The sequence below is a fragment of the Roseateles sp. P5_E1 genome, assembly GCF_054049335.1.
The window spans coordinates 47,652-71,180 of record NZ_JBFUMN010000013.1; the positions used below are offsets into that span (position 1 = coordinate 47,652).

Consider the following 23,529-nt stretch of genomic DNA (forward strand, 5'->3'; position numbering starts at 1 on the left):
ATTTATACCCAATGTGGTCATACCAGAGAAAACACCTACAGCTCAGCTGAGTTGCCGGCCCAGCCAGCCCAGCACGCCGTCCGGCGCCTGGAACTCGTCGATCGACCGCGCCGGGATGTCGGGGTGCCGCTCGCGCCACATGGAGGCCAATGCGGCACCGGGGCCGATTTCCAGCACGCAGCGAACGCCGCGTTCGGCAATGCTGTCCATGCAGTCGTCCCATCGCACAGTGCTGGCAATCTGGCCGGCAAGTGCGGCCGCCAGCGCGGCGGGGACTCTGCTGGCAGCACCGGTGAAGTTGCAGACCACGGCGGTGCGTGGCGCCTGGAGACTGACCGTCGCCAGGTGCCGTGCGAATACCGTCGCCGCAGCCGCCATGGCCGGCGTGTGCGAGGCGATGCCAATGGGCAGGCGCGTGCAGCGCAGGCCAGCGGCGGACCAGCGGGCTGCGTTGGCGTCGAGTTCGGCCGCAACGCCGCCGACGATGACGCGCTCCGCGCTGATGCGGATCGCAATCGCCAACGAGGCTGCGGAGGCTTGGGCCAGGCGCAGCGCGTTCAGGCCCTGAACAGCAAGCAGCCCCGTGTCCTGGCCGGCCACGCTGTCACTCATGGCCTGCGCGCGAACAGCCGCGAGATCGAGGGCGGTTGAGGCGTCAAACACACCCGCCGCCGCGAATGCGGCCAGCTCGCCGACGCTGTAGCCCGCCACCACCACGGGTGGCGGCAAGCGCGCCGCCAGCGCCTGCCAAGCCGCGATGCCAACACCCGTCAGCAGCGGCTGGGCCACTGGATTGGCATGCAGCCAGGCCGAGTCACCCAGGCGATCACGCCAGCCCGGCCCCAGGTGCCGGGCCAGGGCATCCAGCGCCGGCCTGGCAGCGGGCTGTGCGTCCAGCCAGGGCAGCATCTGCGGGTGCTGTGCGCCCTGCCCGGGGAAGAGCAGCGCCAGGCCCATTCAGCTCAGGCGTTCCAGCCAGCAGGCGGCGGCGAGCGTGTCGGCCGCGCCACCGGGGGACAGGCGCTGGCGCACGAACTCGGCGCTGATCGTTTGGACCGTTTCGAGGCCCTGGGATGCACCACCCGTGGCGAGGAAGTCTCGCGCGGTGGCCTGCGCGAAGCGCAACCCCTCGAGGCCGCCGCGGTGGGCGAGGTTGCTGTCGTCCAGCACGGCCATGACGGCGAACAAGGTGTCGAGCCGGGCCGCGGCCGCCGAAAGGCCGCGCGCCCGGGCCGAACGCAAGGCCGGCTCGGCCGTCTCGAACAGCGTCGGAAAGCCCAGAGCGGCTTCGGTCGAAGCGCTGCGCAGTTGAAAGCGCTGCGCAGCCAGCCCGCCGGGCAGCGTGGGAGGGCGCTGCGCGCGAGCGGCCAGCGTCTCGCCCCAGCGCGTCAGCAGCGTCTGCCTGATCAGGGCGGGAGTGGGTTGTTGGCCCAGCGCGCCCGCTGCAGCGCACAGCAAGCCCAGCATGAAGATCGCGCCGCGGTGCGTGTTGATGCCGCCCGTGGCGGCCAGCATGCGGGCTTCGGCCGCGATGCCGCAGCGCTCCAGCGCCTCGAAGGGCGCGCTAGCGCCCCCCAGTTCGGCGATACGAACGAAGTAGCTGCGCAGCGCGAACAGGCTGCGCATGAAGGTGTGGGCGTCCATGTCGGCATGGCTGCCGCGGTCGGTCAGCGTGACGAGGCCGGGCTTGGGTGACAACGCGAGCTCGTCATAGAGCGCGAGCGTAGCGGCGCGGCCGATCTGCTGGGGCGTGGGGGCGCTGGGCGCCAGCGCGCGATGTGGCCTCATGCCAGCGCCTCCATCGAAGCGCCGTTGAGCCGTTTCACCAACAGAGCCTGCGGGCCACCGCTGCGCCAGGCGAGCCACTCACGCCAGGCAACGGCGGCGTTGCCGTCGAAGACGAGTTCGCCATCGAGCCGCCGGGAGGGCGAGGCGAAGGCGTTCAATGCGGCGGCCGCGGCATCGGCCTGTTCCTTGCTGCCGACTCCTACCCACACGTCGAGATCCGAGCCCTCGCGCACATGCTGCAGTCCGGTGATGTGTTGCCAGCCATGGCTGCCGTAGACGCGGGCCGTTGCGCCGCAGGCCTGCAGGGCCAGGGCCAGCTGGCGGGCGGGTGCGCGGGTGCTCTGAGGCAGTTGGGTGAGGACTTGGTCCAGGCGCGGGAACTCGTCGAAGTACAGCACCTCGGTGCGCTCGACGCGCAGCGCAATGCGTCGATGGCCCCAGCGGCTCGGCGCGCACAGGCCCAACGCAATGCCGTCGTCGTCGCGTTGGCGCGTGACGACGAGGGGCAGGCCTCGCGCAGCCCAGTGACCCAGGCAGTCGAGGGCTTCGGCGTCCCAGCTGCCGCCGAGCAGGCCCTGCCAGCCCACGGCCGACAGCCAGGCGATCTGGTGGCGATGCAGCGCGGCCATGGTTCAGGCGGCGTCGAGCACCCGCTGCGCGACCGCTGCGGCCATCTGCCGCCCGCCGCGCGCGGCGCCATCTTCAGCACGCCGGTCATCGGTCGGCGCATCCGCCAGCGCCTCACGCAGGGCCACGGCCAGATCGCCTTGCCAGAGCCGGCGCACGCCGCCCATGGCCACGTAGTTGCCCACGCCTGGTGCAAACACCGGGTTGGATTCGGACAGCTGGGCCAGCAGCGCCTCGGGCAGCTTGGTCACGCGGGCCATGGCCGGCAGGCGCATGACGCGGATCTCGGCCTCGGGCAGTGCATCGCAGGCGTCGGCGATGAGGCCCGAGGTGATGAAGCCGCCGGACAAGGCTTGGTCGTAGACGAGGCCCAGCACGCGGTGGCCGCGCCGGCGGGCGAGGTCGATCGTCATGCCCAGATGGGCCATCGCTCGGTTGATGCCCAGCAGCTCGTCGCGGCGGCGCAGTTGCTGGCCTTGGGTGTCGATCAGCAGCAGGATGGCGCGGCCGGGGTGCTGGGCCATCGTGTCCAGCACTGCGCGGGCCTGGGTCAGCGCGAGCTGCACGCCGATGGGTGCGTGGTTGGTGGTGCCGATGACGGCGATGGGCTCGCCGTCGAACTCGACCTCGCCGCGCAGGAAATCACCGTCGCGCGTGATGCCGTGATCGGCGCCGAAGAGTTGGGTTGCAAGCGTCTGCCAGTCCATCAGCGGGCTCCCAGGGCCAGCACACCGGCCACGTCGAGGTCGGGCACGTGGGAGGCGCTCTGTACGCCGAGCGAAGCCCACAACGCAATGGCTTCGGAGCCGTCGAAAGTGAGCCGCGCACTCAGCCGCGCGTGCTCGGCTTCCAGCAGTTCCAGCGTGACCGGCCGCCCCGAATCCAGCGCCGCAATGGCTGCCGCGCGGAACTCGGCCACGTCGTCTTCCACCAGCACGTCGCAGTCGCCAGTCAGCCAGCGGTGCTTGCCACCGGTGGTGCGCCAGACCAGCGCGCGGTCGCGTGAGTCGAACTCCTCGACGCCATGCGAAGCCTCGATGACCTCGGGGCCGGACATGGCCAAGCGGCCCAGGTCGCTCATGACGATGTGGTCGGCGCAGCGCGCGACGATGCCCATGCCGCCGAAGCAGCCATTGGCCCCGCCGATCAGCACGATGACCGGGATGCCTGCCGCGCGCACGTCCAACAGCGCGCGCATCACCTCGGAGACAGCGATGAGGCCGGCATTCGCCTCGTGCAGACGCACGCCGCCGGACTCGGCCAGCAGCAGCACGGCGCGCGGCTTGTCGCGCTGGGCGCGCTTCAGCCAGCCAACGAGCTTGGCGCCATGCACCTCGCCGACGCCGCCGCCCATGAACTCGCCCTCCTGGGCCGCGACGAAGATCTCCTGACCAGCCAGCGTCGCGCGGCCAATGGCCACGCCGTCGTCGAAAGAGGAGGGCACGCCAAGCTGCGCCAGGTGGGGGCTGGTCAGCCGCATCGCGGGCGGCAGCCACTCGTGGAAGCTGCCAGTATCAACAACCCCGGTCAGGCGCTCGCGCGCCGAGCATTCAGCGTAGGAAGTGATCACGGCTGCAGCTCCTGCGCGGCCTGGTCCAGCCGCAGGCTGACGACGGCGGGCGTGGCGCCCATGTCGTGGATGGACAGCTGCACTCCGGCGAGCTGGTGGCGCTGGTGGAAGTCACTGACGACGGCTGACCAGATCGGGCTGAAGCCGCGCGCCGAGGTTTCGATGTGGATGTGGCAGTCGCTGCCGGCCGCGGGCTCCAGCAGCACTTCGAGGTTGCCGGAACCGACGACGCCGACCAGCACCGGCGTGAAGCTGCCGGCCGGGCGCGTGCCGGTGAACGAGTAGTCCAGGGTTTCGAGACCAGGGGCGTTCATCGTGTCCTCACCAGTTGCGAAAGCGCTTGGGCGGGCTGTACAGGCCGCCCGAGGCGCGCACGAGGTCGCGCATGCTGCGCGCGGCCAGCAGGTTGCGCGTCGCGTCGCGCGGGTCGACGCCGAGGTCGGCAGGCCGCTTGATGACGCCGCGATCGCGCAGGTTCTCGACCATGCGCGCATCCCGCGCCAGGCCCACGGCCGTGTAACCAGCGACGCCGCGGATGGCCTGCTCGCGTTCCTCGTCGCTGCGGCACAGCAGCAGGTTGGCGATGCCTTCCTCGGTCAGGATGTGGCTCACGTCGTCGCCGTAGATCATGATCGGCGGCAGGGCCATGCCGGCTTGTTCCCGCAGCGTCCACGCGTCGAGGCGTTCGACAAACGCGGGCTGCATGTGCTCGCGGAAGGTCTCKACCATCTGCACCACCAGCTTCTGGCCACGAGGCGTGCCGGCGGCGCCTTGCCTTCCCGCACGGGCCTCGGCACCGGCCTTCAGCCACGCGGGGCTGGCGTGGCGGCGGCCGCGCGCGTCGGCGCCCATATTGGGCGCGCCACCAAAGCCGGTGATGCGGCCCAGCGTCGCGGTGGAGCTGTTGCCCTGCAGGTCGATCTGCAGCGTCGAGCCGATGAAGAGGTCGCAGGCGTAGTGACCCGCCGCCTGGCAGAAGGCGCGGTTGCTGCGCAGGCTGCCGTCGGCACCGGTGAAGAACACGTCTGACCGGGCGCGGATGTAGTCCTCCATGCCGAGCTCGGAGCCGAAGGAGTGGATGGACTCGACCCAGCCGGCCTCGATGGCGGGAATGAGCGCTGGGTGCGGGTTCAACGCCCAGTGCTTGCAGATCTTGCCCTTGAGGCCGAGCGACTCGGCATAGGTGGGCAGCAGCAGCTCGATGGCCGCGGTGTCGAAGCCGATGCCGTGGTTCAGGCGCTGCACGCCGTACTCGGCRTAGATGCCCTTGATGGCCATCATSGCCATCAGCACCTGGATCTCGSWGATCTGSGCCGGGTCGCGGGTGAACAGCGGCTCGACAAGGTTGGGGCGCGGCGCCTGCACGACGAAGTCCACCCAGTCGGCCGGGATGTCGATGCGCGGCAGCACGTCCACGATCTCGTTGACCTGGGCGATSACGATGCCACCCGAGAAGGCCGTGGCCTCGACGATGGCCGGCGTGTCCTCAGTGTTGGGGCCGGTGTAGAGGTTGCCTTGCGCATCCGCGGCGTGGGCGGCCACCAGCGCGACCTTGGGCGTCAGGTCGACGAAGTAGCGCGCGAACAGTTCCAGGTAGGTGTGGATGGCGCCGATCTCGATGCCACCCGCCGCGACCAGCTTGGCCAGGCGCGCACCCTGCGGGCCGGAGAAGGAAAAGTCGAGGCGCTTGGCGATGCCGCTCTCGAACACGTCCAGATGCTCGGGCAGGGCCAGCACCGACTGGACCATGTGCAGGTCGCGCACGCGCTGCGGGTCCACCTGCGTGAGCGACTGGGCCAGGAAGTCGGCCTGCTTCTGGTTGTTGCCCTCCAGGCAGACGCGGTCACCCGGTTGCAGCACGGCCTCCAGCAGCGGCACGATGGCCTCGGTGGCGACGCGCCGGCCCTGCACGCCGGTGATTTCGGCCGCCCGGGAGAGGCGCTCGCGGCGCTGGCGATCGCGCAGGTTCCAGGCGGGGGCGTTCATCGTCGGCTCCTCAATGCGACTTGGCGGCGACGCCCATGACGGCGTCGGGGAGGCCCGTCGCGATGCCCGGGAAGATGCAGATCAGCAGCACCGCCAGCAGCATCAGGACGACGAAGGGCAGCACGCCCCAGATGATGTCGCGCAGGTCGATGTCGGGCGCGATGTTCTTGATGACGAAGATGTTCAGCCCCACCGGCGGGTGGATGAGGCCGGTCTCCATGACGATGGTCATCAGGATGCCGAACCAGATCAGATCGAAGCCGGCGGCCTTCAGCGGCGGCAGGATGATGGGCGCCGTCATCAGGATGATGCTGACCGGCGGTAGGAAGAAGCCCAGCAGGATGACCATCAGCAGCACCGCGGCCAGCAGCACCCACTTGGACAGCTGCATGCCGACGATCCACTCGGCGGCCGACTGGCTGATGTGCAGATAGCTCATCACGTAGGAGAACAGCAGCGACATGCCGATGATGAGCATCAGCATGGTCGATTCCTTCAGCGTCGACTGGAGGATGGGCGCCACGTCCTTGGGCCGCCACACGCCGTAGATGACGGCGATCAGCGCCAGCGCCAGCAGGGCACCCAAGCCGGCGGTTTCCGACGGCGTCGCGAAGCCGCCATACAGCGCCACCATGACGCCGATCAGCAGCAGCACGAAGGGCACGACGCGCGGCAGCATCTCGAACTTCTGGCGGTTGGTGAAGGTCTCGTTGGCCAGCAGCGCCGAGGCGGCACCGGTGCGCTTGTATTCGGCCTCGGCCAGCGCGTACTCCTTGCGGTAGCGCAGCGCCGCGTAGCCGGCGAACAGCGCCACCAGCAGCACGCCCGGCATGATGCCGGCCAGGAAAAGCCGGCCCAGCGACTGCTCGGCCGCCACCGCGTACAGGATCATCGTGATGGACGGCGGCAGCAGGATGCCCAGCGTGCCGCCGGCCGCGATGATGCCGGCTGCAAAGCCCGGCGAGTAGCCGCGCTTGCGCATCTCCGGGATGCCGGCGCTGCCGATGGCCGAGCAGGTGGCCGGGCTGGAGCCGGCCATGGCCGCGAACAGCGCGCAGGCGAACACATTGGCAATACCCAGGCCGCCGGGGATGCGGCCCATCCACACATGCATGGCAGCGTAGAGGTCCTGCCCAGCGCGTGACTTGCCAATGGCCGCGCCCTTCAGGATGAAGAGGGGAATGGACAGCAGCGTAATGCTGGCCATCTCCTCGTAGACGTTCTGCGTGACCGTGTCCAGCGCTGAGGCCGGCATGAAGATGGCCATGAAGAGTACGGCCACGCTGCCGAGCGCGAACGCGATCGGTGCGCCCGAAAACATGAACAGCAGCGTGACGACGCCGAACAGCGAGCCCAGTAAAAGCATGCTCATGCCAGCACTCCTTGTGAAGGCTTGAAGAAGCCGTTGACGCGAGCGGTGAGCTGCACCAGCAGCTGCAGGCTCAGCAGCGTCATGCCCAGGGCCATCAGGCCGTAGGGAATCCACAGCGGCGGCGCCCAGGACGACGAGGTCGTCTGGCCCTCGGCCCAGGCCTCGTGGAACAGCGTCCAGGACTTCCACGCGAAGAAGGCGCAAAAGGCCGTGCCCATCAGGTCCACGAGCATCAGGCGCAGGCGGTTCACGGCGCGGGGCAGCAGGCCGGCGATGGCCTCGATGCCGACGTGGCCGCGCAGCGACTGCACGAAGGCGCCGCACAGGAAGGTGGCGCCGACCAGGCAGAACACGGCTGCCTCGTCCTGCCAGTCGGTCGAAGCCTTCATCACATAGCGCGACACGACGCTGTAGGTCAGCACGCAGGAGGCCACCAGCAGGGCCAGCATGCCGAGCACGACCATGGCGTGGTTGATGAAGTTCAGGCCGCGCGCGATGGGGCGCAGCAGGGCGGGCGTGTCGGGGTCGATGCCGGCCACCGCCGCCGGCTGCAATTCAAAACCGTGGCTCATGGCGGCCTCAGAGCAGCTTCTGCGCGGCCTTGAGGATGGCGGCGCAGGATTCGTTCTTCTCGCCGAAGTCCTTCCACGCGGTGTCGCGTGCGATGGCCTGCCACTTCTTCAGCGTCGGCTCGTCCATGTCGTAGACCTTGGCGCCGGCCTTGGCGTAGATTGCGGCGGCGGTCTGGTCGTCGGCCTTGGCGGCATCGCGGGCAAAGACTTCCAGCTCGGCGCCCACCGCCATGACGATGTCCTGCTGGGCCTTGGGCAGCTTGTTGAAGACCTCCTTGGAGATCATCAGCGGCTCGAACATGAACCAGTAGGTGCGCTGGCGGCCCGAGGTCAGGTGCTTGGCGATCTCTTCGAGCTTGAAGGAGATGAAGCTGGTCGACGAGGTCATGGCCGCATCCATGGCGCCGGTCTGCATGGCGGCGTAGATCTCGTTGGACGGCAGCGTGATGACCGAGGCGCCGGCCTGTTTCAGCATCATGTCCATCTCGCGGCTGCCGCCGCGCACCTTCAGGCCCTTGGCGTCGTCCGGCGTCACCAGCGGCCGTGCCCGGCTGGCCACGCCGCCGGCCTGCCAGACCCAGCTGACGATGAGGACGCCCTTGTCGTCCAGCACCTTGGACAACAGCTTGCCCACCTCCGCCGTCTTCCACGCCGCGCCCTGCTCGTAGCTGGGCACCAGGGCCGGCATCAGCCCGGCATTGGTCTCGGCCACCTCGCCGCCGGCATAGGACAGCGGCACCAGGCTCATGTCCAGCGCGCCCTTGCGCAGGGCCGAGAACTGGGCATTGGTCTTCATCAGCGACGAGCCCGGGTAGACCGAGGCCTTCAATGCGCCGCTGCTGCGCTTCTCCACCTCGGCGGCGAACTTGCGGCACAAGCGGTCGCGGAAGTCGCCCTCGGTGAGCGTGCCGCTGGGGAACTGGTGCGAGATCTTCAGCGCGCCCGCCTGGGCGTGGGCGCTGGGCAGCCAGAGGGAGGTGGTGGTGCCAGCGGTGGCGGCCAGCCATTGACGGCGATTGAGGGTCACTTGATGTCTCCAGGTCCGCCATTCAGTGGCGGTATGCGGCCGCAGTGTGGGAGCGGCCCTCGGGACGATCAATCAACCTCGCCGGCCGACGTTTACGCCGACCGCAACGATTCTGGGTAAACCCTGAACGCGACGAACGATTTCACTGCGGGCGCCCCAGTGCCCAACTGCGCTCGCCCAGACCGTTGTCGGAGCCCGCGATGCGGCCTTGCGTGACGACGCCCTCGGCGGTCCACACATGCCCGGCTTTGGTCGGCGCGCTGGTGCTGCCGGTCGGGCAGCTGACGGTCAACGTCGAATTCCACAGCGTGGCCAGGTCCAGCTTGTAGCGCGCCGGGCTGGTGGATTCATCGACGATGAGCTGGCCGGTGGCCTGGGCCTGCGCGAGCGGGATGTGCGTGGGCGTGACCGTGTGCTGGCAGACTGGATCCACCACCGTGTAGAGGTGCTCGGCATTGCCGGCGGGGTGGTAGACGCGGCGGGTCGCGGTGCTCTGCGCGGCATCGAGATTCCAGCGGGTGTCGAGGTTGTACTTGTGGCCGGCCCCGAGATCGCCGACGAAGGCCTCCAGCTTGCCGACCCAGGCGTCTTCGGTGACGCGGATCTTTGCGCTCAGCACCAGGTGGCGCCCGTTGCTGTTGCTGACGCTCCGGAAACGCAGCGTGAGCGGATTGGTGGCGGGCACCTGAGCTGGCGCGGTGTAGACGATGCCGGCCTGGGGCTCAAGGGCCAGCGTTCCCAGGGTGGCGTCGGGCGTGGTGCTGCCTTCCAGCGTCCACTGGCGCTGGAAGCCGGCCTTGGTATTCAGCACCGGCACCTGCACATCGCGCAGCACCGGTGTGGGCAGGCAGAACTCCTCGCCAGTCTGCGCCTCACAGGGCTGGCTGCCGCGCATCACATAGATGCTGACGGGCACGAAGCGCTGGCTGCCGAGGGTGCGCACGCTGGCCGAGGCGGGCACGAGCTTGTGCGCCTTCACGCGCACAAACTGGCCCTTGACGCCGCGTACCGAGGTGGCCGCCGCACGGGCCATTTGCGCAGACGCGGCCGGTTGCTCCTCCACCCACAGGCCGGGTGGCAGGCTGACCTGCAGCAGGCGCTGGCCCTCATCGTGGGCGGCCAGCGGCAGCAGCCACCAGCTGCCGTCGGCCTGCTGCAGTGCGATGCGGTCCTGCAGCACCTCGTCGACATCCTCGTCGGCGCCGTAGCGCATCGACAGCGTCAGCGTGCGGGCCGGGCGCTCGGGTAGGCTGAGGCTCAGCCCCGGGCCGACGCCATCGGGCAGGGGATTGGTGACGGGCTGCAGCGTCGCAGTGCCGGCCTGGCTCAGGCTGCCGGCGGGCAGGTCGAGCTGCAGGCTGCCGTCCGCCAGGCGCAGGCTGCTCGTCGTGGGCGTGAAGGGCAGCGGGATGCCCGCGCCCACCGCCGTCGGGGCGGCCGTTGTCAGTACCGCCTCGGTGCCGGTGCGGGCCGTGGCCGTGGCCAGCACGCTGCCGTCAGTGCGGCTGAGGCGGTAGCTGTAGCCGGTGTCGGCACTGAGGCCGCCGTCCAGCCAGAGGCCCGCGCCGCTGTCCACCTCGGCGACGAGGGCGTACTCGCCACCGTCCTCGCGGCGGCGCTCCAGGCGCCATGCAGTGCCCGCGCTGCCGCCGCTCCAGGAGAGGGTGGCGTGCTGCGCCGAGCCGGACAGGGCCGCCATCTGCACGCTGGGGGCCGGTGCGGACGGCGTTGTGGGAGTGGAGGGGGTGCCCGGCGTGTCGGTGGTGGCGGGGTCGGAACCACCGCCGCAGCCAGCAAGGATGAGCAGGGCGGCGCACAGGGGCGCGAGGCATCGAGGCGAGAACATGAGGGCTCCAGGAAGTTGCGCAGGCGTCAGGTCGGGGCTCAGAGCCAATGGCGCATCAGCACGATGTCCAGGTCGCTGTTGCCGCTGGCTTCGCCGGCCTGCAGCACGCGCACCGTGGGCACGCGTTCGTCGGGCTGCAGGGCCAGGGCGCGGCCTGAGTCGGTGCGCACGCCGCTGGCCACCGCGGTGACGCGGACGCCGTTGGGGGAGAAACCGGTGTCGCGGCTGCCGTCGCTGTTCAGCCGCAGCAGCACGGTGTCGGCGCTGGAGCTGTTGCCGGTGTACATCCAGCCGCCGAGCAGCAGCCGGCCATCGGCCTGCTGCACGAGGGCGGTGGCTTCGTCCCAGTTGTCGGCGCTGACCGCGACGACGGCACGGCCCCCTGTGCCGAAGCTGGCATCCATGCCGCCGTTGGGCAGCAGGCGCACGGCGGCGAAATCATGGTCGCGGTGGCCGGCCAGCACGAGCTTGCTGTCGGCCGTGACGACGACGCCGCGCGCCGCGCCGGTGACGCTGCCGAACAGGCCGCGCACGATGCCCGCGGTGCCGAAGCCGGCGTCCAGCGTGCCGTCGGCGCGGTAGGCGGCGGCGATGAAGTCTCCTTCGCCGCCGGCGGCGACGATGCGGGACACGCCTGCGGCCGTCTGCAGCGCCAGCGCGTAGATGGTCTCGCGCGCGCCGTCGCTGCCGATGGCGGTCAGCACCTTGCCGCCGTTGCCGAAGCTGGCGTCGAGGCTGCCGTCGGCGTTGTAGCGGGCCATTGCGAAGTCGCTGCCGTTGGCGCCCTGGCTGCTGTCGCCGCCGAGGACGATCTTGCCGTCGGGCTGCAGCAGCAGGGCGTAGGCCTTGTCGGCGCCGTTGCCAAAGGAGGTCGTCACGCGGCCGCCGCTGCCGAAGCTCGTATCCAGCGTGCCATCGGCGTTGTAGCGGGCCAGCGCGAAGTCATAGCCGCTGGCGCCCTGGTCGCTGCTGCCGGCGACGAGGATCTTGCCGTCGGCCTGCACGGCCACGGCCTGGGCCTCATCGCTGCGGCCGCCGTTGTTGAACGCGGTGCTGACCTTGCCGCCGTTGCCGAAGCTCGGGTCCAGGCCGCCGTCGCGCAGGTGGCGCACCAGCATGAAGTCGGTGCCAGTGGTGGCGCCGAAGACACCGAAGCCGGCCACGACGGCCTTGCCGTCGGCCTGCACCGTGACGCCACGCACGTAGTCATCGGTGATGCCGCCCGGCGTCACCAGCGTGCCACCGCCGAAGCTGGTGTCGATGTCACCCGCTTGGCCGCGCACCGTCACCGTCAGGGGCTTGCTGGCGTTGGCCGTGCCGCCAGCGCCCTTGATCGTGACGCTGGTCGGCAGCGAGTGCGGTGCCGTGGTGGCGGCCTGCAGCGTCAGCGTGCCGGCGTTGCTGCCGGCGGGCACGCTGAGCGCTGCGGTCGTTGCACCGGCGGGCATGCCTTCGGCGCTGAACTGGATGGCGTCCGTGAAGCCGGCATCGCGCTGCACGGCGACGGCGACGCTGGCCTGCTGGCCCTGCCAGACGATGGCCTTGCCCGTGTCCAGCGTGAAACTGAACCCTGCTGCGGTGGGCGGCGGCGTGGTGGGCGTCGGCGTTTGTGGCGTTTGCGGCGTGGGGGCCGGGCTGCCGGTGGCGGCATCGGTGCCGCCACCGCCACAGGCGGTCAACGCAGCGGCGATCAGCAGGGAGAGGGGGAAACGGGAAGCAGTGGTGGTCATGTGGACTCCGGTCGATTGGGGTGGCGGCACTGTGCCGACCGGGTGCGCGGCTGCCATCCGCCCGACAGGCCATGGCGGCAGTCATCGGAGAGCCATGCATGCCACGGCCGCGATGGCTCTTCAGAGCGATGACAGCGCCCTGGCGGGTCGCAACACTGGCGCCTCGCTATCGCCATCCGTCGACCATGAATCCCTCATTCCGCTTCGACCTTCAGATGCCAGTCACCAAGGCCCTGCGCCTGTTCCTGAACGACACCTTGCCGCGCGCTGCTGTCGCGATGAGCACGTTGGCGCTGCTGGCCGTGCCGCAGCCCGCCGCCGCTGCCATCGACTGCTGGGTGGATGCGGAGCACCCCACCACGGCGGACCAGCGCCGCGTCACCGACCCCGCCGTCGCCCCGATGCGGCAGGCGCTGCAACGGGTCAACGCGATCCTCCATGCCCAGCGGGAACTGCACGAGCTGCCGCGCACGCGGCTGCGCAGCAGCTGGCAGGTGGGTGGCCAATGGGACGCACCCGCGCGCAGCGGCAGCCTGCTGCTGCGCGACCACCGCGAAAGCATGTGGCTGCCCGGCCGCTGCGACGTCAACCCCAAGGCCGACCGTCTCGGGCCGATGGCCGCCGTGGTGGTGGCCATCAACGCGCCCGCCAGCTTCTTCGAGTCGCCCCACGCCGAGTTGCGCGACGAACAGCTGCAGGCCTGGCGCGAGCTTCCCGCCACCGGGCAACTCAACGGCTACACGCTGTACGGCGGTCACCAACTGGTGTTCACGCGCGGTGGCCGCCTGCCCTGGGTGGCGGTGACCACCGCCGAGTACGTGGACTTCACGCTGCGCGACCTGAAGCGCCGCATGCAGGAGGACAGCAGCGCCCGCGCGGGCCTGCCGGCCGAGGGCGACGCCGCCGCACGCGAGGCTTTTGACGAAGCCCAGGTGCAGAAGGTGACCGCCGGCCTGCGCAAGGTGGACCCGGCCGCGGCCGAGAAGATGGCTGTCGAGTTGCGCGACCAACTGCGCGCCACCCGCGAAGCCGAGGCACGTACGGCCCGCCGCAAGGCAGCCGCCGGTGTCGACGCCAACCCGCTGCAGACCATGCTTCGCCGCGTCGAGGCCTGGCGCGCCGGCCTGTCGCCGCAGCAACTGGCCGCGCCTGCGCTGCTGGGCCTGAACGGGCTGCACGACGCCACCGTGCCGCTGGACCGCTACCCGCGCCTGGTCAAGCCCGACCCGGATTTTCCATGGGACCGCGGCCACCCCGGCCGGCCGCAGATGCTGAAGGTGGCCGTGAATGGCGGCGACGTCTTCACCGAACCGATGCAGCGCGTGCTGCAGCAGCTGGACCTGAAGGCACTGCAGGCGCTGGTCGATTGACCGAAGGTTCTTGAGAAGCGTGCCGACTCGGTGGGCGGCAGTCCCTACCCACCGTGCCCCGGCATCAACGGCGGCGGGAGGTTGGCTTCCAGCTCCGCCGTGTGGCTGCGGCAGGCGGCCAGCAGCGACAGCAGGTTGGGGTCACGCTCCCGCGTGCGCAGGAAGACGACACTGATCTTCTGCCTCATCTGGTAGCGCGCCGCCAGCGGCACGAGGCAGACGCTGCGCGGCAGCACGCCGCGCACGCGGCCGGGCAGCAGCGTGCAGCCGATGCCGCCGCCCACCAGGTTCATCAGCGAGAAGATGTCGCTGGTGGTCATGACGACGTTGGGCTCGAAGCCCGCCACCTGGAAGGCTTCGACGAAGCGGTCGCGCGTCACATAGCCTTCGTTCAGCGACACGAAACGCTCGTCCGCGCAGGCGCCCAAGTCCACCTCGGTCTGGCGGGCGTAGGCCGAGTCGGCAGGTGCGGCGAAGAAGATCTCGTCCTCGAACAGCAGCTGCGACTCGACGTCCGCCGCGCCCTCGGGGAAACCCATCACCGTCGCGTCCACGGCCCCGTCGCGCAGCTTGCGCAGCAGGTCGCTGTTGGAGCCCAGCACCAGCTCGGTCTGGATGTCGGGCTTGCGCAGGCGCAGCGCCATGATGAGGGCCGGCACGGTGCCGCTGGTCAGCGAGTACAGCGAGCCGATGCGGATGCGGTCGGCCGCGTAGCCGGCGATCTCGCGCGTCGAGCGGATGCCGTGGGCCATCGCCTGCAGCACCTCGCGGGCCACATCGGCCAGCGCGTGGGCGGCGTCATTGGGCTGCAGGTTGCGGCCCTCCAGCCGGAACAGGCTGCAGCGCGTGCCCGTCTCCAGCGAATGCAGTGCCCGGTGCACGCTGACCGCGCTGATGCCCAGCCGCTCCGCCGCCCGCGCGAGGTTGCCGCTCTCCATGAAGGCCAGCAGGATCTCGAGCTTGCGGAAGGTGATCTCTTCGTCGATGCGGTGGAGCATGGGCCGGCATCCTAGGCCCGGGCAGGCGTCAGATGTGCGCGGCAGCCAGCCCGCCCAGCACGATGCCGATGCCGCCCGCGGCGATGGTGGCCCATTCCATCCAGCGGCGCTTGGTCAGCAGCGCGATGGCGGCCAGCGCGATGGATACCTGCAGCGCCGTCGTCGCCTGGGCCCAGCGGTGATGCATGTGCAGCTGCGCCTCGCTCTTCTCGTCGAAGTGCTTGGACTCGGCTTCCAGCGCCTCGGCCGCCAGCTTGATGTCGGCCTTTTCCTTCTCGTAGCGGGCGACCTTGTCCTTGTACTTGGCCTTCTGCTCCTCGCTGGTCGTCAGCTCCAGCGCCAGTTCAGACAGGCTCTGCTTGCTGCTCTTGGCCTGGTAGTAGTTCCACTGGTTGCTGGCCTCGGTCTTCTTGATGGCCGCATCGTTCTTCAGGATGCCGGCATTGGCCTGGGTCGCGCCGCCCATGTACGAGAAGCCGGCGCCGAGCGTGGCCAGGATGGCCGTGATGACGGCCAGCTGGCCGGCGAAGCCCTTGGCATCGTGCTGGGCCGCATGCTCCAGCTCGTGCTCGTGCGGGCCGTGGACGTGGAAGCCGTGTCCGGACATGGGGTTACTCCTTGAGAACGTAGTCAACAAAATCGAAACGAAGACCGTTGGCGCCGGTGTGCGGCTCGCGTCGGTCTTCGATGAAGCGGTCGCGCGGCCAGGCCGGGAAATGCCGGTCCGCATCCGGGAAGACGGCATCCACCTCGGTCAACGCCAGCTTGTCAGCCCGCGGCAAGGCCAGCGCGTAGATCTCGCCGCCGCCGATGACGCAAGCCTCGGGCGCGTCCTGGCAGGCGGCCAGCGCGGCGTCCAGGCTCGCAAACACCTCGGTACCGGGCAGTTCGACCCCCGAACGGCTGATGACGAGATTGCGGCGGCCCGGGAGCGGGCGGAACTTTGTGGGTATCGAGTCCCAGGTCTTGCGGCCCATGACGACGGGCTTGCCCAGGGTCAGCGCCTTGAAGTGCGCCATGTCTTCGGGGAGGTGCCAGAGCAGCGCGTTGTTGCGGCCGATGGCACCGTCCTTCGCGACGGCGGCGATCAGTGTGATTTTCATGGCTTGCTCCAGCGCTGCGCGAGCAGGGCCACAGGCGGCAGGCGGTCAGCCCAGAATTCATCGGCAGGGCTGTTGTGGCTGGAGAAATAGGTGAAGGTACGACCCCAGACCGACTTCGCTGCCGATTCGAATACGGGTCGCGCCAAGGACTCGGTGTCAGGGGTCTGCAAAACGGTATCCGCCACCGCGTTCAGAAATGCAAAGACATGGTTGAGTGCCTCGGTCGCAGCACCGTCCTCATCTTCGACAACGGAAAAGGGGATGCCGGCGCGCAGGGTCGCGCGGTAGTCGGCGATAGGTGCCTGATCCCACAGGCCGATGAGGCGCTCCATCTTTTGCCGCGCCGATTCGGTCGGCGTCGATGCTGTGCGGCTCGCATGCCTGGCCGACGACGAGATGGCCCTGCGGATCTGGTTGCACGGTGCGCCCAAGGCGGCGAGGAGATTCTTGTCGCTGCGCTCTGCGTTGAAGTCCAGGGACATTAGCCCCAGGAGATCCGAGGGCAGATGAAGGTCCGTGGCATCGCGAGGCCGCACCATGAAGCAGCGTTCGGGGGAGAGATGTCCCATGAACAAGCCGAGCTCGAAGAGCACGTTGTCGCGCACGGCACGATGCGCTGTGCCGCGGATCTTCACGATGTCGTCGGGGCTGAAGACGAAGACGGCGAAATCCATGCGCTGCATGGCAGAGACGAGTTGGCCGAGCGCTTGACGCGTCGGTTGAAAGATCCCTTGCGTCCAGACCGTACATTCCGCGTCATAGTCCAGGTTCTCCTGGATGGCATACGCGATATCCAGGCTCTCGACTGAAGACCCGACAAAGAGGCGGGGTGGCCGCGTCGCCGACATCACTTCGAGACCTTGGCCGCGATGGCAGGGTGATGCTGATAACCGATGACTTCGAAATCCTCGTACGCGTAGTCAAAGATCGACGCGGGGCGGCGCTTGATATTCATCACCGGATAAGGGAAGGGCTCGCGCGCCAGCTGAGTTTCGGTCTGGACAAAGTGGTCGTTGTAGATGTGGCAGTCGCCACCGGTCCAGATGAAGTCGCCCAGGGCAAGGTCGCACTGCTGGGCCAGCATCATCGTCAGCAGCGCGTATGACGCAATATTGAACGGCACGCCCAGGAAGATGTCGGCGCTGCGCTGGTAGAGCTGGCAGCTCAGTTTCCCGTTCGCCACGTAGAACTGGAAGAACGCATGGCAGGGCATCAGCGCCATCTTGGACAGCTCGGCCACGTTCCAGGCACTGACGATGATGCGGCGTGAGTCCGGGTTGGTTTTCAGCTGCTTCACGACATCGGCGATCTGGTCGATGTGGCCACCGTCCGGCGTCGGCCAGGAGCGCCACTGCACGCCATAGACCGGCCCGAGGTCGCCATCCTCACGCGCCCACTCGTTCCAGATCGTCACGCCACGCTCCTGCAGCCAGCGGGCGTTGCTGTCGCCGCGCAGGAACCACAGCAGCTCCAGCACGATCGACTTCAGGTGCACCTTCTTGGTCGTGACCAGCGGGAAGCCCAGGGCCAGGTCGAAGCGCATCTGGTGGCCGAACACGCTGCGCGTGCCGGTGCCGGTGCGATCGCTTTTCTGCACGCCATGCTCGAACACATGGCGCATGAAATCTTCGTATTGCTGCGGAGGACGGGGCGGGGTGCTCATGCCCCTATTGTCTCCGCAGGCGCCTGGTCTAGCAGGGCCCCAGGTTGTCGGCCAGCACCTGCTCCAGCGGCGTGGCTGACACGCCCAGCAGGCGTTGCGTCTCGCTGGCATCCAGCAGGAACGGGCGCTCGAACAGGTAGACCATCTCGGCCACCTCCGCCATCATGGTGTCAGTCTCGGCCGCCTGCCGCAGCTCCTCGGCCGTCATGCGCCGCAGCCTGGGTGCGCCCAGCTTCGCCAGGCGGGCGGTGGCGTTGGCCAGCTCGCGCACCGAGGCCGTGCAGGACGGTACATGCCAGGCCCGGCCCCAGGACTGCTGCGATGTCGCCGCCGCGGCCAGCGTGGCCGCGACGTCCAGCGTGAAGCTCCAGCTGTGCGCGGCGTCGAGGTCGCCGGGAAAGACACTCTCCTCACCCTTCAGCAGCGCCGGCAGCACGAAGAGATTGAAGTAGCCCACCGACGCGTGGCCCAGGAAGTCGCTCGCGCGGACCTCGGCCACCGGGACGCCGCTGCGCCGGGCCAGGTCCCACATGCCGGCGCGCACCCGCCCCTTGACGGTATGGGGCGCCAGCGCATGGTTCTCGCGCAGCGGTCCTTCGACAGGGCCGTAGCCGTAGACGTTGCTCAGGGTCACGAGCCGGGCGCCCACGGCCGCCGCCACCGACAGCGCGGCGCTCCCGATCGGCGGGAATTCCTCGGGCCAGCGGTCGTAGGCCGGCATCGCGCAGTTGATGAGGGTGTCGACGCCCGTGGCGAGTTCGCGCATGGTTTGCGGGTCGTTGACGTCCGCCGCCACGTGCCTCACACCCGGGTGGGATGCAGGCGTTCCGCGCCGGCTGACCAGCGTGACGTGATGGCCCTTCGACGCAAGGAGGGCCGCAGTGTTCGAGCCCGTGGGGCCCGCGCCGATGACAAGGATGTTGTTCATGCCGAGTTTGTAGGGGCTGTGGGCATGCCCTGTCGCGCACGAGAAGAGCAGCGAACGGCACATTCGGGCACGGCCCCTCGGCGGCTGGGGATTTGGCCGGCCCGCTAGATTGCCGCCATGCATTCAGAGTTGATCAGCCGGAGCGGGATGGCGTTGCGGTCGCGGCACGAACGTGCGGGTCGGGCGCTCGCCACGCCGCTGGACCACCACCGCGYCGTCCTCCATCTCAGTGCCAGCACCAAGACGGCCTGTCTGCGCACGGGGCTGCCCTTCCTGCGCACGCGCGGCGACGTGGACATCGTGCCGGCTGGGGCCGCCGACGGGTTTGAGGCCCAGTCCGACTTCAACAGCCTGGAGGTGTTGATCGCCCCGTCCCGGCTGGAGCGGATGGCGGACGAGCTGGGCCTGGGCAGCCGGCATGTCGAAGTCGGCATGGTCCACATGGCGCGCGAGCCGCGCCTGCAGGGGCTGCTCTATGCGCTGGCCCAGGACCTGCAATCCGACGCTCCCTTTGGCGAGCACTTCCGCAACGGCCTTGTGCAGTCGGTTGCCACGGCGGTGCTGCTGCGCGCGCCGTCATCGCAGGAGGCGCCCGCAGCCCCGGCCCTGCAGCGCGTGCAGGACTACATCGAGGCGAATCTCGAACGACCGCTGTCGCTGCCCAGCCTGGCGCGGGTGGCGGGCGTCAGTCCGTGGAGCCTGCAGCGGCTGTTTCGCAGCGGCGTCGGCATGCCGGTGCATCGCTACGTGGTGTCGCGGCGTGTCGAGCGTGCCCGGCAACTGGTGCAGCAGCGGGCGGGGGCGCTCAGTGAGATCGCGTTGATGGCCGGCTTCGCCCACCAGAGCCACATGTCGCGCTGGATGCGGCGGCTGCCGGAGTAGCTCGGGCCGCTCCTGCGTTCGTGACCAAACCCAACTTCATCGCCGCCAGCTTCGCATACAGCCCGCCGCGAGCCACCAGCTCTTCGTGGCGCCCAATGCGGCGGGTTCTTCAGCATCGCACGAGCGATGCTGAAGCGCTGGCGCTGGCCGCCAGACAGGCGCTCGCTGCCCTCGCCAAGGAGGTTGGCATAGCCCTGGGGGGCCTTGGCCGCCGCGATGCCTATCGTCTAGCGCCGCAAGAAGCGAACGTACGCAGGCTGGTCAATCGCTACCTCGCCGCCAACGCGTGACAGCGTGCCGCGCTCGGGATTCATGCGAAAAACGGTGACGTTGCCGCTGTCATGATTGGCCGCCACCAGAAAGCGCCCGCCCGGCACGATGCCAAAACTGCGCGGCATGTGCCCGCCGGTGCTCGTCGCCTCGATGAAGCGCAGCGAACCGTCCTGCGGGTCGATCTCGAACATCGCGATGCTGTCGTGTCCGCGGTTGGACACGTAGAGGAACTGGCCGCCTGGGTGGACCAGAATCTCGGCGGTGCTGTTGCCTTCGGCCTTGGTGCCGGGCGGCAGGGTGGACAGCACTTGAAAGCCCTCCATCGCGCCGGTGGCCGCGTCCACGCGGTAGGCGGCCACGCGGGACGTGATCTCAAGGTTCACGTAGGCGAAGCGGCCGTTCGGGTGGAAGGCCATGTGGCGCGGGCCGCCGCCGGGCTCGGTGGTGGCGTAGGCAGGAACGTTCGGCGAGAGCCGGCCGCTCGCCGCGTCCAGCCGATAGATAACCACCTTGTCCAGCCCCAGGTCGGGCACGTAGGCGCGGGTCTGGGTCGGGCCGGGATAGATGCCGTGCGGGTGGGGTTGCTGCTGGCGCTGTGGGTTGACGCTGGCGCCCTCATGCTGGACCGTGGAGGCCGCCGGCCCCAGGCTGCCGTCGCCCTGGATGGGATAGGACACGACGTTGCCCCCGTTGTAGTTGGCCAGCAGCAGCACGCGCCCACCGGCATCGACGGAGATGTGGCAAGGGCCGTTGCCGCCGGAGGGCCGGGTGTTGAGCAGCACCAGGCGGCCGTCGTCCTGCACGGTGAACGCGGCAACTTCCTCTTTCCAGGACCCATCCGCGGCGCGGCCGGCGGCGACCGAATAGACCAGGGGCTTGCTCGGGTGCGTGGCGAGGAAGCCCGGGTTGCCGATGGCGGCGGCCAGCAGCGGCGGGGACAGCGCGCCGGTGGCCTCGTCGAGCGTGGAGACGTAGATGCCTTTGCTCTCGCCGCCGGTGTCGGTGCCGAAATAGACGAGCGTCTGGGCCGCGATGGCGATGGGCAGCAGTGAGGGGATCAGCGCAAGGGCGAGTTTTTTCATGCGGGGGGAGTTTGGCCGGGGAAGGCCGTGTTGCCCCGTCCGGTGCTCAGGCGGCAGCGTCTGGAGTTGCAGTGCGCCAGAGCCTATAGCTCGAAGCTTGCGTCAATGTCGCGTGATCCGTGCAAAACGCGAACGACATCAATACCGTCTGGCAAGGGCTGGAAGAACACCACGTATCGCCCGAACGCGAGGCTGCGAATTCCGGGTGCCAGTTCACCCCTATTGCGTCCCATCGTGGGTTGCGTAGCCCAGAGAGAAAGTTTCTCGTCCAGGCCATCCACCCAGCGATCAGCCTCAGCGAGGCTGTCTTCGGCGATGTAGCCCCAGATCTCGAGGATGTCGGCCTCTGCCAACGGCCGCCGAGTGACGCGCGCCATCTACTCCGCCGTCGACTTGGTCGTGCGGCGGGCACGGGCTTTCGCCTTCACGGCGGTAGCGTCCCATTGCTCGCTGGGACCACTGTCGAGGCCCTTGCGAACCTCGCGGCGCAGTTCATCAAACTTGACCTGCCGAAGGCGGTCCTGCTCGTCCATCAGCCGAAGTGCCTCGCGCACGACCTCGCTGGCTGATGAGTACATGCCCGAGTCGACCTTCGCGCGGACAAGTTCCTCAAGCTGCGGTGTGAGGTTCACGTTCATGCCCATGACTTGGTCCTCTCAGAGAAGGGAGGAATTTATCAGAAAGTGTCAAAGATTGACATCGCGCTTGCAGTGACGCTGCGCACAGGTGAGTGCGGAATCAGCCGCCGGGCTTGTTTGCACGAGCGACCGAAACAAGCAGCTTTGGCCGCCGCTCAAGCAGCGGCTTGCGCGTCGGCCTTCAGCCCAAACTGCATCGACGCCAACTTCGCATATAGCCCGCCCCGCGCCACCAGCTCATCATGACGGCCGATGTCGACGATGCGGCCGGCGTCCAGCACGACGATGCGATCCGCCTTCTGGATGGTGGCCAGGCGGTGGGCGATGACCAGCGTCGTGCGGTGCTGCATGGCTGCTTCCAGTGCGGCCTGCACAACGCGTTCGCTCTCGGCGTCCAGCGCGCTCGTCGCTTCGTCCAGCAGCAGCAGCGGCGGGTTCTTCAACATGGCCCGGGCGATGCTGATGCGCTGGCGCTGGCCGCCGGACAGGCGCACGCCGCGCTCGCCGAGGAAGCTTTGATAGCCCTCGGGCAGGGCGCGGATGAAATCGTCGGCAAAGGCGGCCTTGGCTGCGGCGATGACTTCGTCGTCCGTCGCGCTTGGGCGGCCGTAGCGAATGTTCTCCATCGCCGAGGTCGAGAAGATGACGCTGTCCTGCGGCACCAGGCCGATGTTGGCGCGCAGATCCTTGAGGCTCAGTTCGCGGGTCTCGACGCCGTTGAGCCGGATCGAGCCGGACTGCGGGTCGTAGAAGCGCAGCAGCAGTTGCAGCACCGTGCTCTTGCCAGCGCCGCTGGGGCCAACCAGGGCGACGGTCTCGCCAGGCGCGATGTTCAGGCTGAGCCGGTCCAACGCCGCCGTGGCGGGCCGCGAGGGGTAGTTGAAGGTGATGGCGTCGAACTCGACGCGGCTGCCGCCCTGCGCGGCCGTCAAGGCCTTCGGCGCAGCGGGCTCGGCCACTGGTGACCGCGCCTCCATCAGTTCGATGAGGCGCTCCGTTGCACCCGCCGCGCGCAGCACGTCGCCCCAGACTTCGGCCAGCACGGCCACGCTGCTGACCAGCAGGGTCACGTAGACGACGGTCTGGCCCAGGTGGCCGGCCGAGATCTTGCCGGCGATGACGGCCTGCGTGCCCTGGTAGAGGCCCCACAGCATGGCGCCGAAGACGGCCGTGATGATGAAGGCGACCATGAAGCTGCGGATGCGCGTGCGCTTGCGCGCCGTGTCGAAGGCGGCCTCGCTGGCGGCGGAGAAGCGTTTGGCCTCGGCGGCCTCCTGGGTGTAGCTCTGCACGACGGTGACGGCGTTCAGCACTTCGGCGGCAATGGCCGAGGTGTCAGCCACACGGTCCTGGCTGGCGCGCGAGAGCTTGCGCACGCGGCGGCCGAAGTAAAGCGCCGGCGCCACGACCAGCACCAGGATGCCCAGCACCTGGCCCATCACATAGGGATTGGTGACGATGAGCATGACCAGCGCGCCGGCGCCCATGACCATGTTGCGCAGGCCCATGGACAGGCTGGAGCCGACGACGGTCTGCACGACGGTGGTGTCGGTCGTGATGCGGGAGAGCACCTCGCCGGTCTGCGTCGTCTCGAAGAACTCGGGGCTCTGGCGAAGCACATGGGTGTAGACGGCATTGCGCAGGTCGGCCGTCACGCGCTCGCCCAGCCAGGTGACCATGTAGAAGCGCGACGCCGAGAACAGGCCCAGTGCGGCGCCGACGGCGAACATCGCGAGGAAATGCTCGCGCAACGCCATCAGCTTCTCGCCGGGGTTGGCGGCCTCGAAGCCGGCGTCGATGAGGCCGCGCAGCGCCAGCGGGAAGGCCAGCGTGGCCATGGCAGACAGCAACAGGGCTGCAAAGGCCAGCGCGATGCGGCCGCGGTAGGGGCGCAGGAAGGGCAGCAGGCCGCTCAAGGAGCGGGCCTGCTTGGACGCGGGGCGTTCGGTCGTGGAACTCATGGGGTTACAGCTTTTCAGTCAGCACGGCGCAGGTGCGGGCCAGCATCGCGTCGTCAAGGTCCTGGTGGCAGAGCAGTTGCAGCGCATGGCTGCGCCGGGTTGTCCCAGCCAAA

The 23,529-nt window shown here is 69.0% G+C and carries 24 protein-coding genes and 1 pseudogene; 2 read left to right on the top strand and 23 right to left on the bottom strand.

Going from position 1 to position 23,529, the window contains the following annotated elements:
* Nucleotides 1–42 precede the first annotated feature (42 nt).
* The 12 genes from ACXJKJ_RS13500 to ACXJKJ_RS13555 form a co-directional block, all read right to left on the bottom strand.
* Nucleotides 43–957 (bottom strand): ACP S-malonyltransferase, encoded by a 915-nt coding sequence (locus tag ACXJKJ_RS13500; protein WP_457353110.1) that lies wholly within the window; start codon nucleotides 955–957, stop codon nucleotides 43–45.
* Complete coding sequence (mdcB, locus tag ACXJKJ_RS13505) at nucleotides 958–1,788, bottom strand: triphosphoribosyl-dephospho-CoA synthase MdcB (protein ID WP_457390460.1); 831 nt, start codon at nucleotides 1,786–1,788, stop codon at nucleotides 958–960. It abuts the gene before it with no gap.
* A complete protein-coding gene (gene mdcG / locus ACXJKJ_RS13510; RefSeq protein ID WP_457390461.1) occupies nucleotides 1,785–2,417 on the bottom strand; it encodes a malonate decarboxylase holo-[acyl-carrier-protein] synthase in 633 nt (210 codons plus the stop codon). The genes mdcB and mdcG overlap by 4 nt, the downstream gene beginning before the upstream one ends.
* Before the next feature lie 3 nt (nucleotides 2,418–2,420).
* On the bottom strand, nucleotides 2,421–3,122 hold the full coding sequence (locus ACXJKJ_RS13515) for a biotin-independent malonate decarboxylase subunit gamma (protein WP_457390462.1): 702 nt from the start codon (nucleotides 3,120–3,122) through the stop codon (nucleotides 2,421–2,423).
* Nucleotides 3,122–3,982, bottom strand: a complete 861-nt coding sequence (locus tag ACXJKJ_RS13520; RefSeq protein WP_457390506.1) for a biotin-independent malonate decarboxylase subunit beta — start codon at nucleotides 3,980–3,982, stop codon at nucleotides 3,122–3,124. The genes ACXJKJ_RS13515 and ACXJKJ_RS13520 overlap by 1 nt, the downstream gene beginning before the upstream one ends.
* Complete coding sequence (gene mdcC, locus ACXJKJ_RS13525) at nucleotides 3,982–4,299, bottom strand: malonate decarboxylase acyl carrier protein (RefSeq protein WP_457390463.1); 318 nt, start codon at nucleotides 4,297–4,299, stop codon at nucleotides 3,982–3,984. The genes ACXJKJ_RS13520 and mdcC overlap by 1 nt, the downstream gene beginning before the upstream one ends.
* Nucleotides 4,300–4,306: 7 nt before the next feature.
* Nucleotides 4,307–5,971 (bottom strand): malonate decarboxylase subunit alpha, encoded by a 1,665-nt coding sequence (gene mdcA / locus ACXJKJ_RS13530; RefSeq protein WP_457390464.1) that lies wholly within the window; start codon nucleotides 5,969–5,971, stop codon nucleotides 4,307–4,309.
* A gap of 10 nt (nucleotides 5,972–5,981) precedes the next feature.
* Nucleotides 5,982–7,343, bottom strand: coding sequence for a TRAP transporter large permease (locus ACXJKJ_RS13535; protein ID WP_457390465.1), 1,362 nt, complete (start codon nucleotides 7,341–7,343; stop codon nucleotides 5,982–5,984).
* The gene (locus tag ACXJKJ_RS13540; RefSeq protein WP_457390466.1) at nucleotides 7,340–7,915 is read right to left on the bottom strand and encodes a TRAP transporter small permease; all 576 of its coding nucleotides are present in this window, start codon (nucleotides 7,913–7,915) and stop codon (nucleotides 7,340–7,342) included. Before ACXJKJ_RS13540 ends, ACXJKJ_RS13535 begins: the two co-directional genes overlap by 4 nt.
* Nucleotides 7,916–7,922: 7 nt before the next feature.
* Nucleotides 7,923–8,942, bottom strand: coding sequence for a TRAP transporter substrate-binding protein DctP (gene dctP / locus ACXJKJ_RS13545; RefSeq protein ID WP_457390467.1), 1,020 nt, complete (start codon nucleotides 8,940–8,942; stop codon nucleotides 7,923–7,925).
* Between the two features lie 142 nt (nucleotides 8,943–9,084).
* The gene (locus ACXJKJ_RS13550; RefSeq protein ID WP_457390468.1) at nucleotides 9,085–10,788 is read right to left on the bottom strand and encodes a hypothetical protein; all 1,704 of its coding nucleotides are present in this window, start codon (nucleotides 10,786–10,788) and stop codon (nucleotides 9,085–9,087) included.
* 38 nt (nucleotides 10,789–10,826) lie between these two features.
* Nucleotides 10,827–12,518, bottom strand: coding sequence for a hypothetical protein (locus tag ACXJKJ_RS13555; protein WP_457390469.1), 1,692 nt, complete (start codon nucleotides 12,516–12,518; stop codon nucleotides 10,827–10,829).
* A gap of 185 nt (nucleotides 12,519–12,703) precedes the next feature.
* On the opposite strand from ACXJKJ_RS13555, the gene ACXJKJ_RS13560 reads away from it, so the two are divergent.
* Nucleotides 12,704–13,888, top strand: a complete 1,185-nt coding sequence (locus ACXJKJ_RS13560; protein WP_457390470.1) for a hypothetical protein — start codon at nucleotides 12,704–12,706, stop codon at nucleotides 13,886–13,888.
* A 44-nt stretch (nucleotides 13,889–13,932) separates the two neighbouring features.
* Here the strand turns inward: ACXJKJ_RS13560 and ACXJKJ_RS13565 are convergent, their stop codons facing one another.
* Genes ACXJKJ_RS13565 through ACXJKJ_RS13590 form a run of 6 tightly spaced genes read right to left on the bottom strand, consistent with a single transcriptional unit; the run spans nucleotide 13,933 to nucleotide 18,580 of the window.
* Nucleotides 13,933–14,886 (bottom strand): LysR family transcriptional regulator, encoded by a 954-nt coding sequence (locus tag ACXJKJ_RS13565; RefSeq protein ID WP_056201546.1) that lies wholly within the window; start codon nucleotides 14,884–14,886, stop codon nucleotides 13,933–13,935.
* Nucleotides 14,887–14,914: 28 nt separating this feature from the next.
* Nucleotides 14,915–15,493 (bottom strand): DUF4337 domain-containing protein, encoded by a 579-nt coding sequence (locus tag ACXJKJ_RS13570; RefSeq protein ID WP_457390471.1) that lies wholly within the window; start codon nucleotides 15,491–15,493, stop codon nucleotides 14,915–14,917.
* A gap of 4 nt (nucleotides 15,494–15,497) precedes the next feature.
* Nucleotides 15,498–15,989 carry a dihydrofolate reductase gene (locus ACXJKJ_RS13575; RefSeq protein WP_457390472.1) on the bottom strand — a complete coding sequence of 164 codons (492 nt, stop codon included), beginning with the start codon at nucleotides 15,987–15,989 and terminating at the stop codon, nucleotides 15,498–15,500.
* Nucleotides 15,986–16,837: a nucleotide-binding protein gene (locus ACXJKJ_RS13580; protein WP_457390473.1), complete on the bottom strand. Its 852-nt coding sequence runs from the start codon at nucleotides 16,835–16,837 to the stop codon at nucleotides 15,986–15,988. Before ACXJKJ_RS13580 ends, ACXJKJ_RS13575 begins: the two co-directional genes overlap by 4 nt.
* Nucleotides 16,837–17,652: a thymidylate synthase gene (locus ACXJKJ_RS13585; RefSeq protein ID WP_457390474.1), complete on the bottom strand. Its 816-nt coding sequence runs from the start codon at nucleotides 17,650–17,652 to the stop codon at nucleotides 16,837–16,839. The genes ACXJKJ_RS13580 and ACXJKJ_RS13585 overlap by 1 nt, the downstream gene beginning before the upstream one ends.
* A gap of 28 nt (nucleotides 17,653–17,680) precedes the next feature.
* Nucleotides 17,681–18,580, bottom strand: a complete 900-nt coding sequence (locus ACXJKJ_RS13590; protein ID WP_457390475.1) for an NAD-dependent epimerase/dehydratase family protein — start codon at nucleotides 18,578–18,580, stop codon at nucleotides 17,681–17,683.
* Nucleotides 18,581–18,697: 117 nt separating this feature from the next.
* Between ACXJKJ_RS13590 and ACXJKJ_RS13595 the strand changes: the two genes are divergently transcribed.
* Nucleotides 18,698–19,462 (top strand): helix-turn-helix domain-containing protein, encoded by a 765-nt coding sequence (locus tag ACXJKJ_RS13595; RefSeq protein ID WP_457390476.1) that lies wholly within the window; start codon nucleotides 18,698–18,700, stop codon nucleotides 19,460–19,462.
* A gap of 98 nt (nucleotides 19,463–19,560) precedes the next feature.
* Here the strand turns inward: ACXJKJ_RS13595 and ACXJKJ_RS13600 are convergent.
* The 5 genes and pseudogenes from ACXJKJ_RS13600 to ACXJKJ_RS13620 form a co-directional block, all read right to left on the bottom strand.
* Nucleotides 19,561–19,668: pseudogene (locus tag ACXJKJ_RS13600) on the bottom strand (ATP-binding cassette domain-containing protein); the annotation flags it as partial.
* 21 nt (nucleotides 19,669–19,689) lie between these two features.
* Nucleotides 19,690–20,817: a lactonase family protein gene (locus ACXJKJ_RS13605; protein ID WP_457390477.1), complete on the bottom strand. Its 1,128-nt coding sequence runs from the start codon at nucleotides 20,815–20,817 to the stop codon at nucleotides 19,690–19,692.
* A gap of 83 nt (nucleotides 20,818–20,900) precedes the next feature.
* Nucleotides 20,901–21,194: a type II toxin-antitoxin system RelE/ParE family toxin gene (locus ACXJKJ_RS13610; RefSeq protein WP_457390478.1), complete on the bottom strand. Its 294-nt coding sequence runs from the start codon at nucleotides 21,192–21,194 to the stop codon at nucleotides 20,901–20,903.
* Nucleotides 21,195–21,461 carry a type II toxin-antitoxin system ParD family antitoxin gene (locus ACXJKJ_RS13615; RefSeq protein ID WP_457326617.1) on the bottom strand — a complete coding sequence of 89 codons (267 nt, stop codon included), beginning with the start codon at nucleotides 21,459–21,461 and terminating at the stop codon, nucleotides 21,195–21,197.
* A gap of 149 nt (nucleotides 21,462–21,610) precedes the next feature.
* Nucleotides 21,611–23,416 carry an ABC transporter transmembrane domain-containing protein gene (locus ACXJKJ_RS13620; RefSeq protein ID WP_457390479.1) on the bottom strand — a complete coding sequence of 602 codons (1,806 nt, stop codon included), beginning with the start codon at nucleotides 23,414–23,416 and terminating at the stop codon, nucleotides 21,611–21,613.
* Nucleotides 23,417–23,529: the final 113 nt, after the last annotated feature.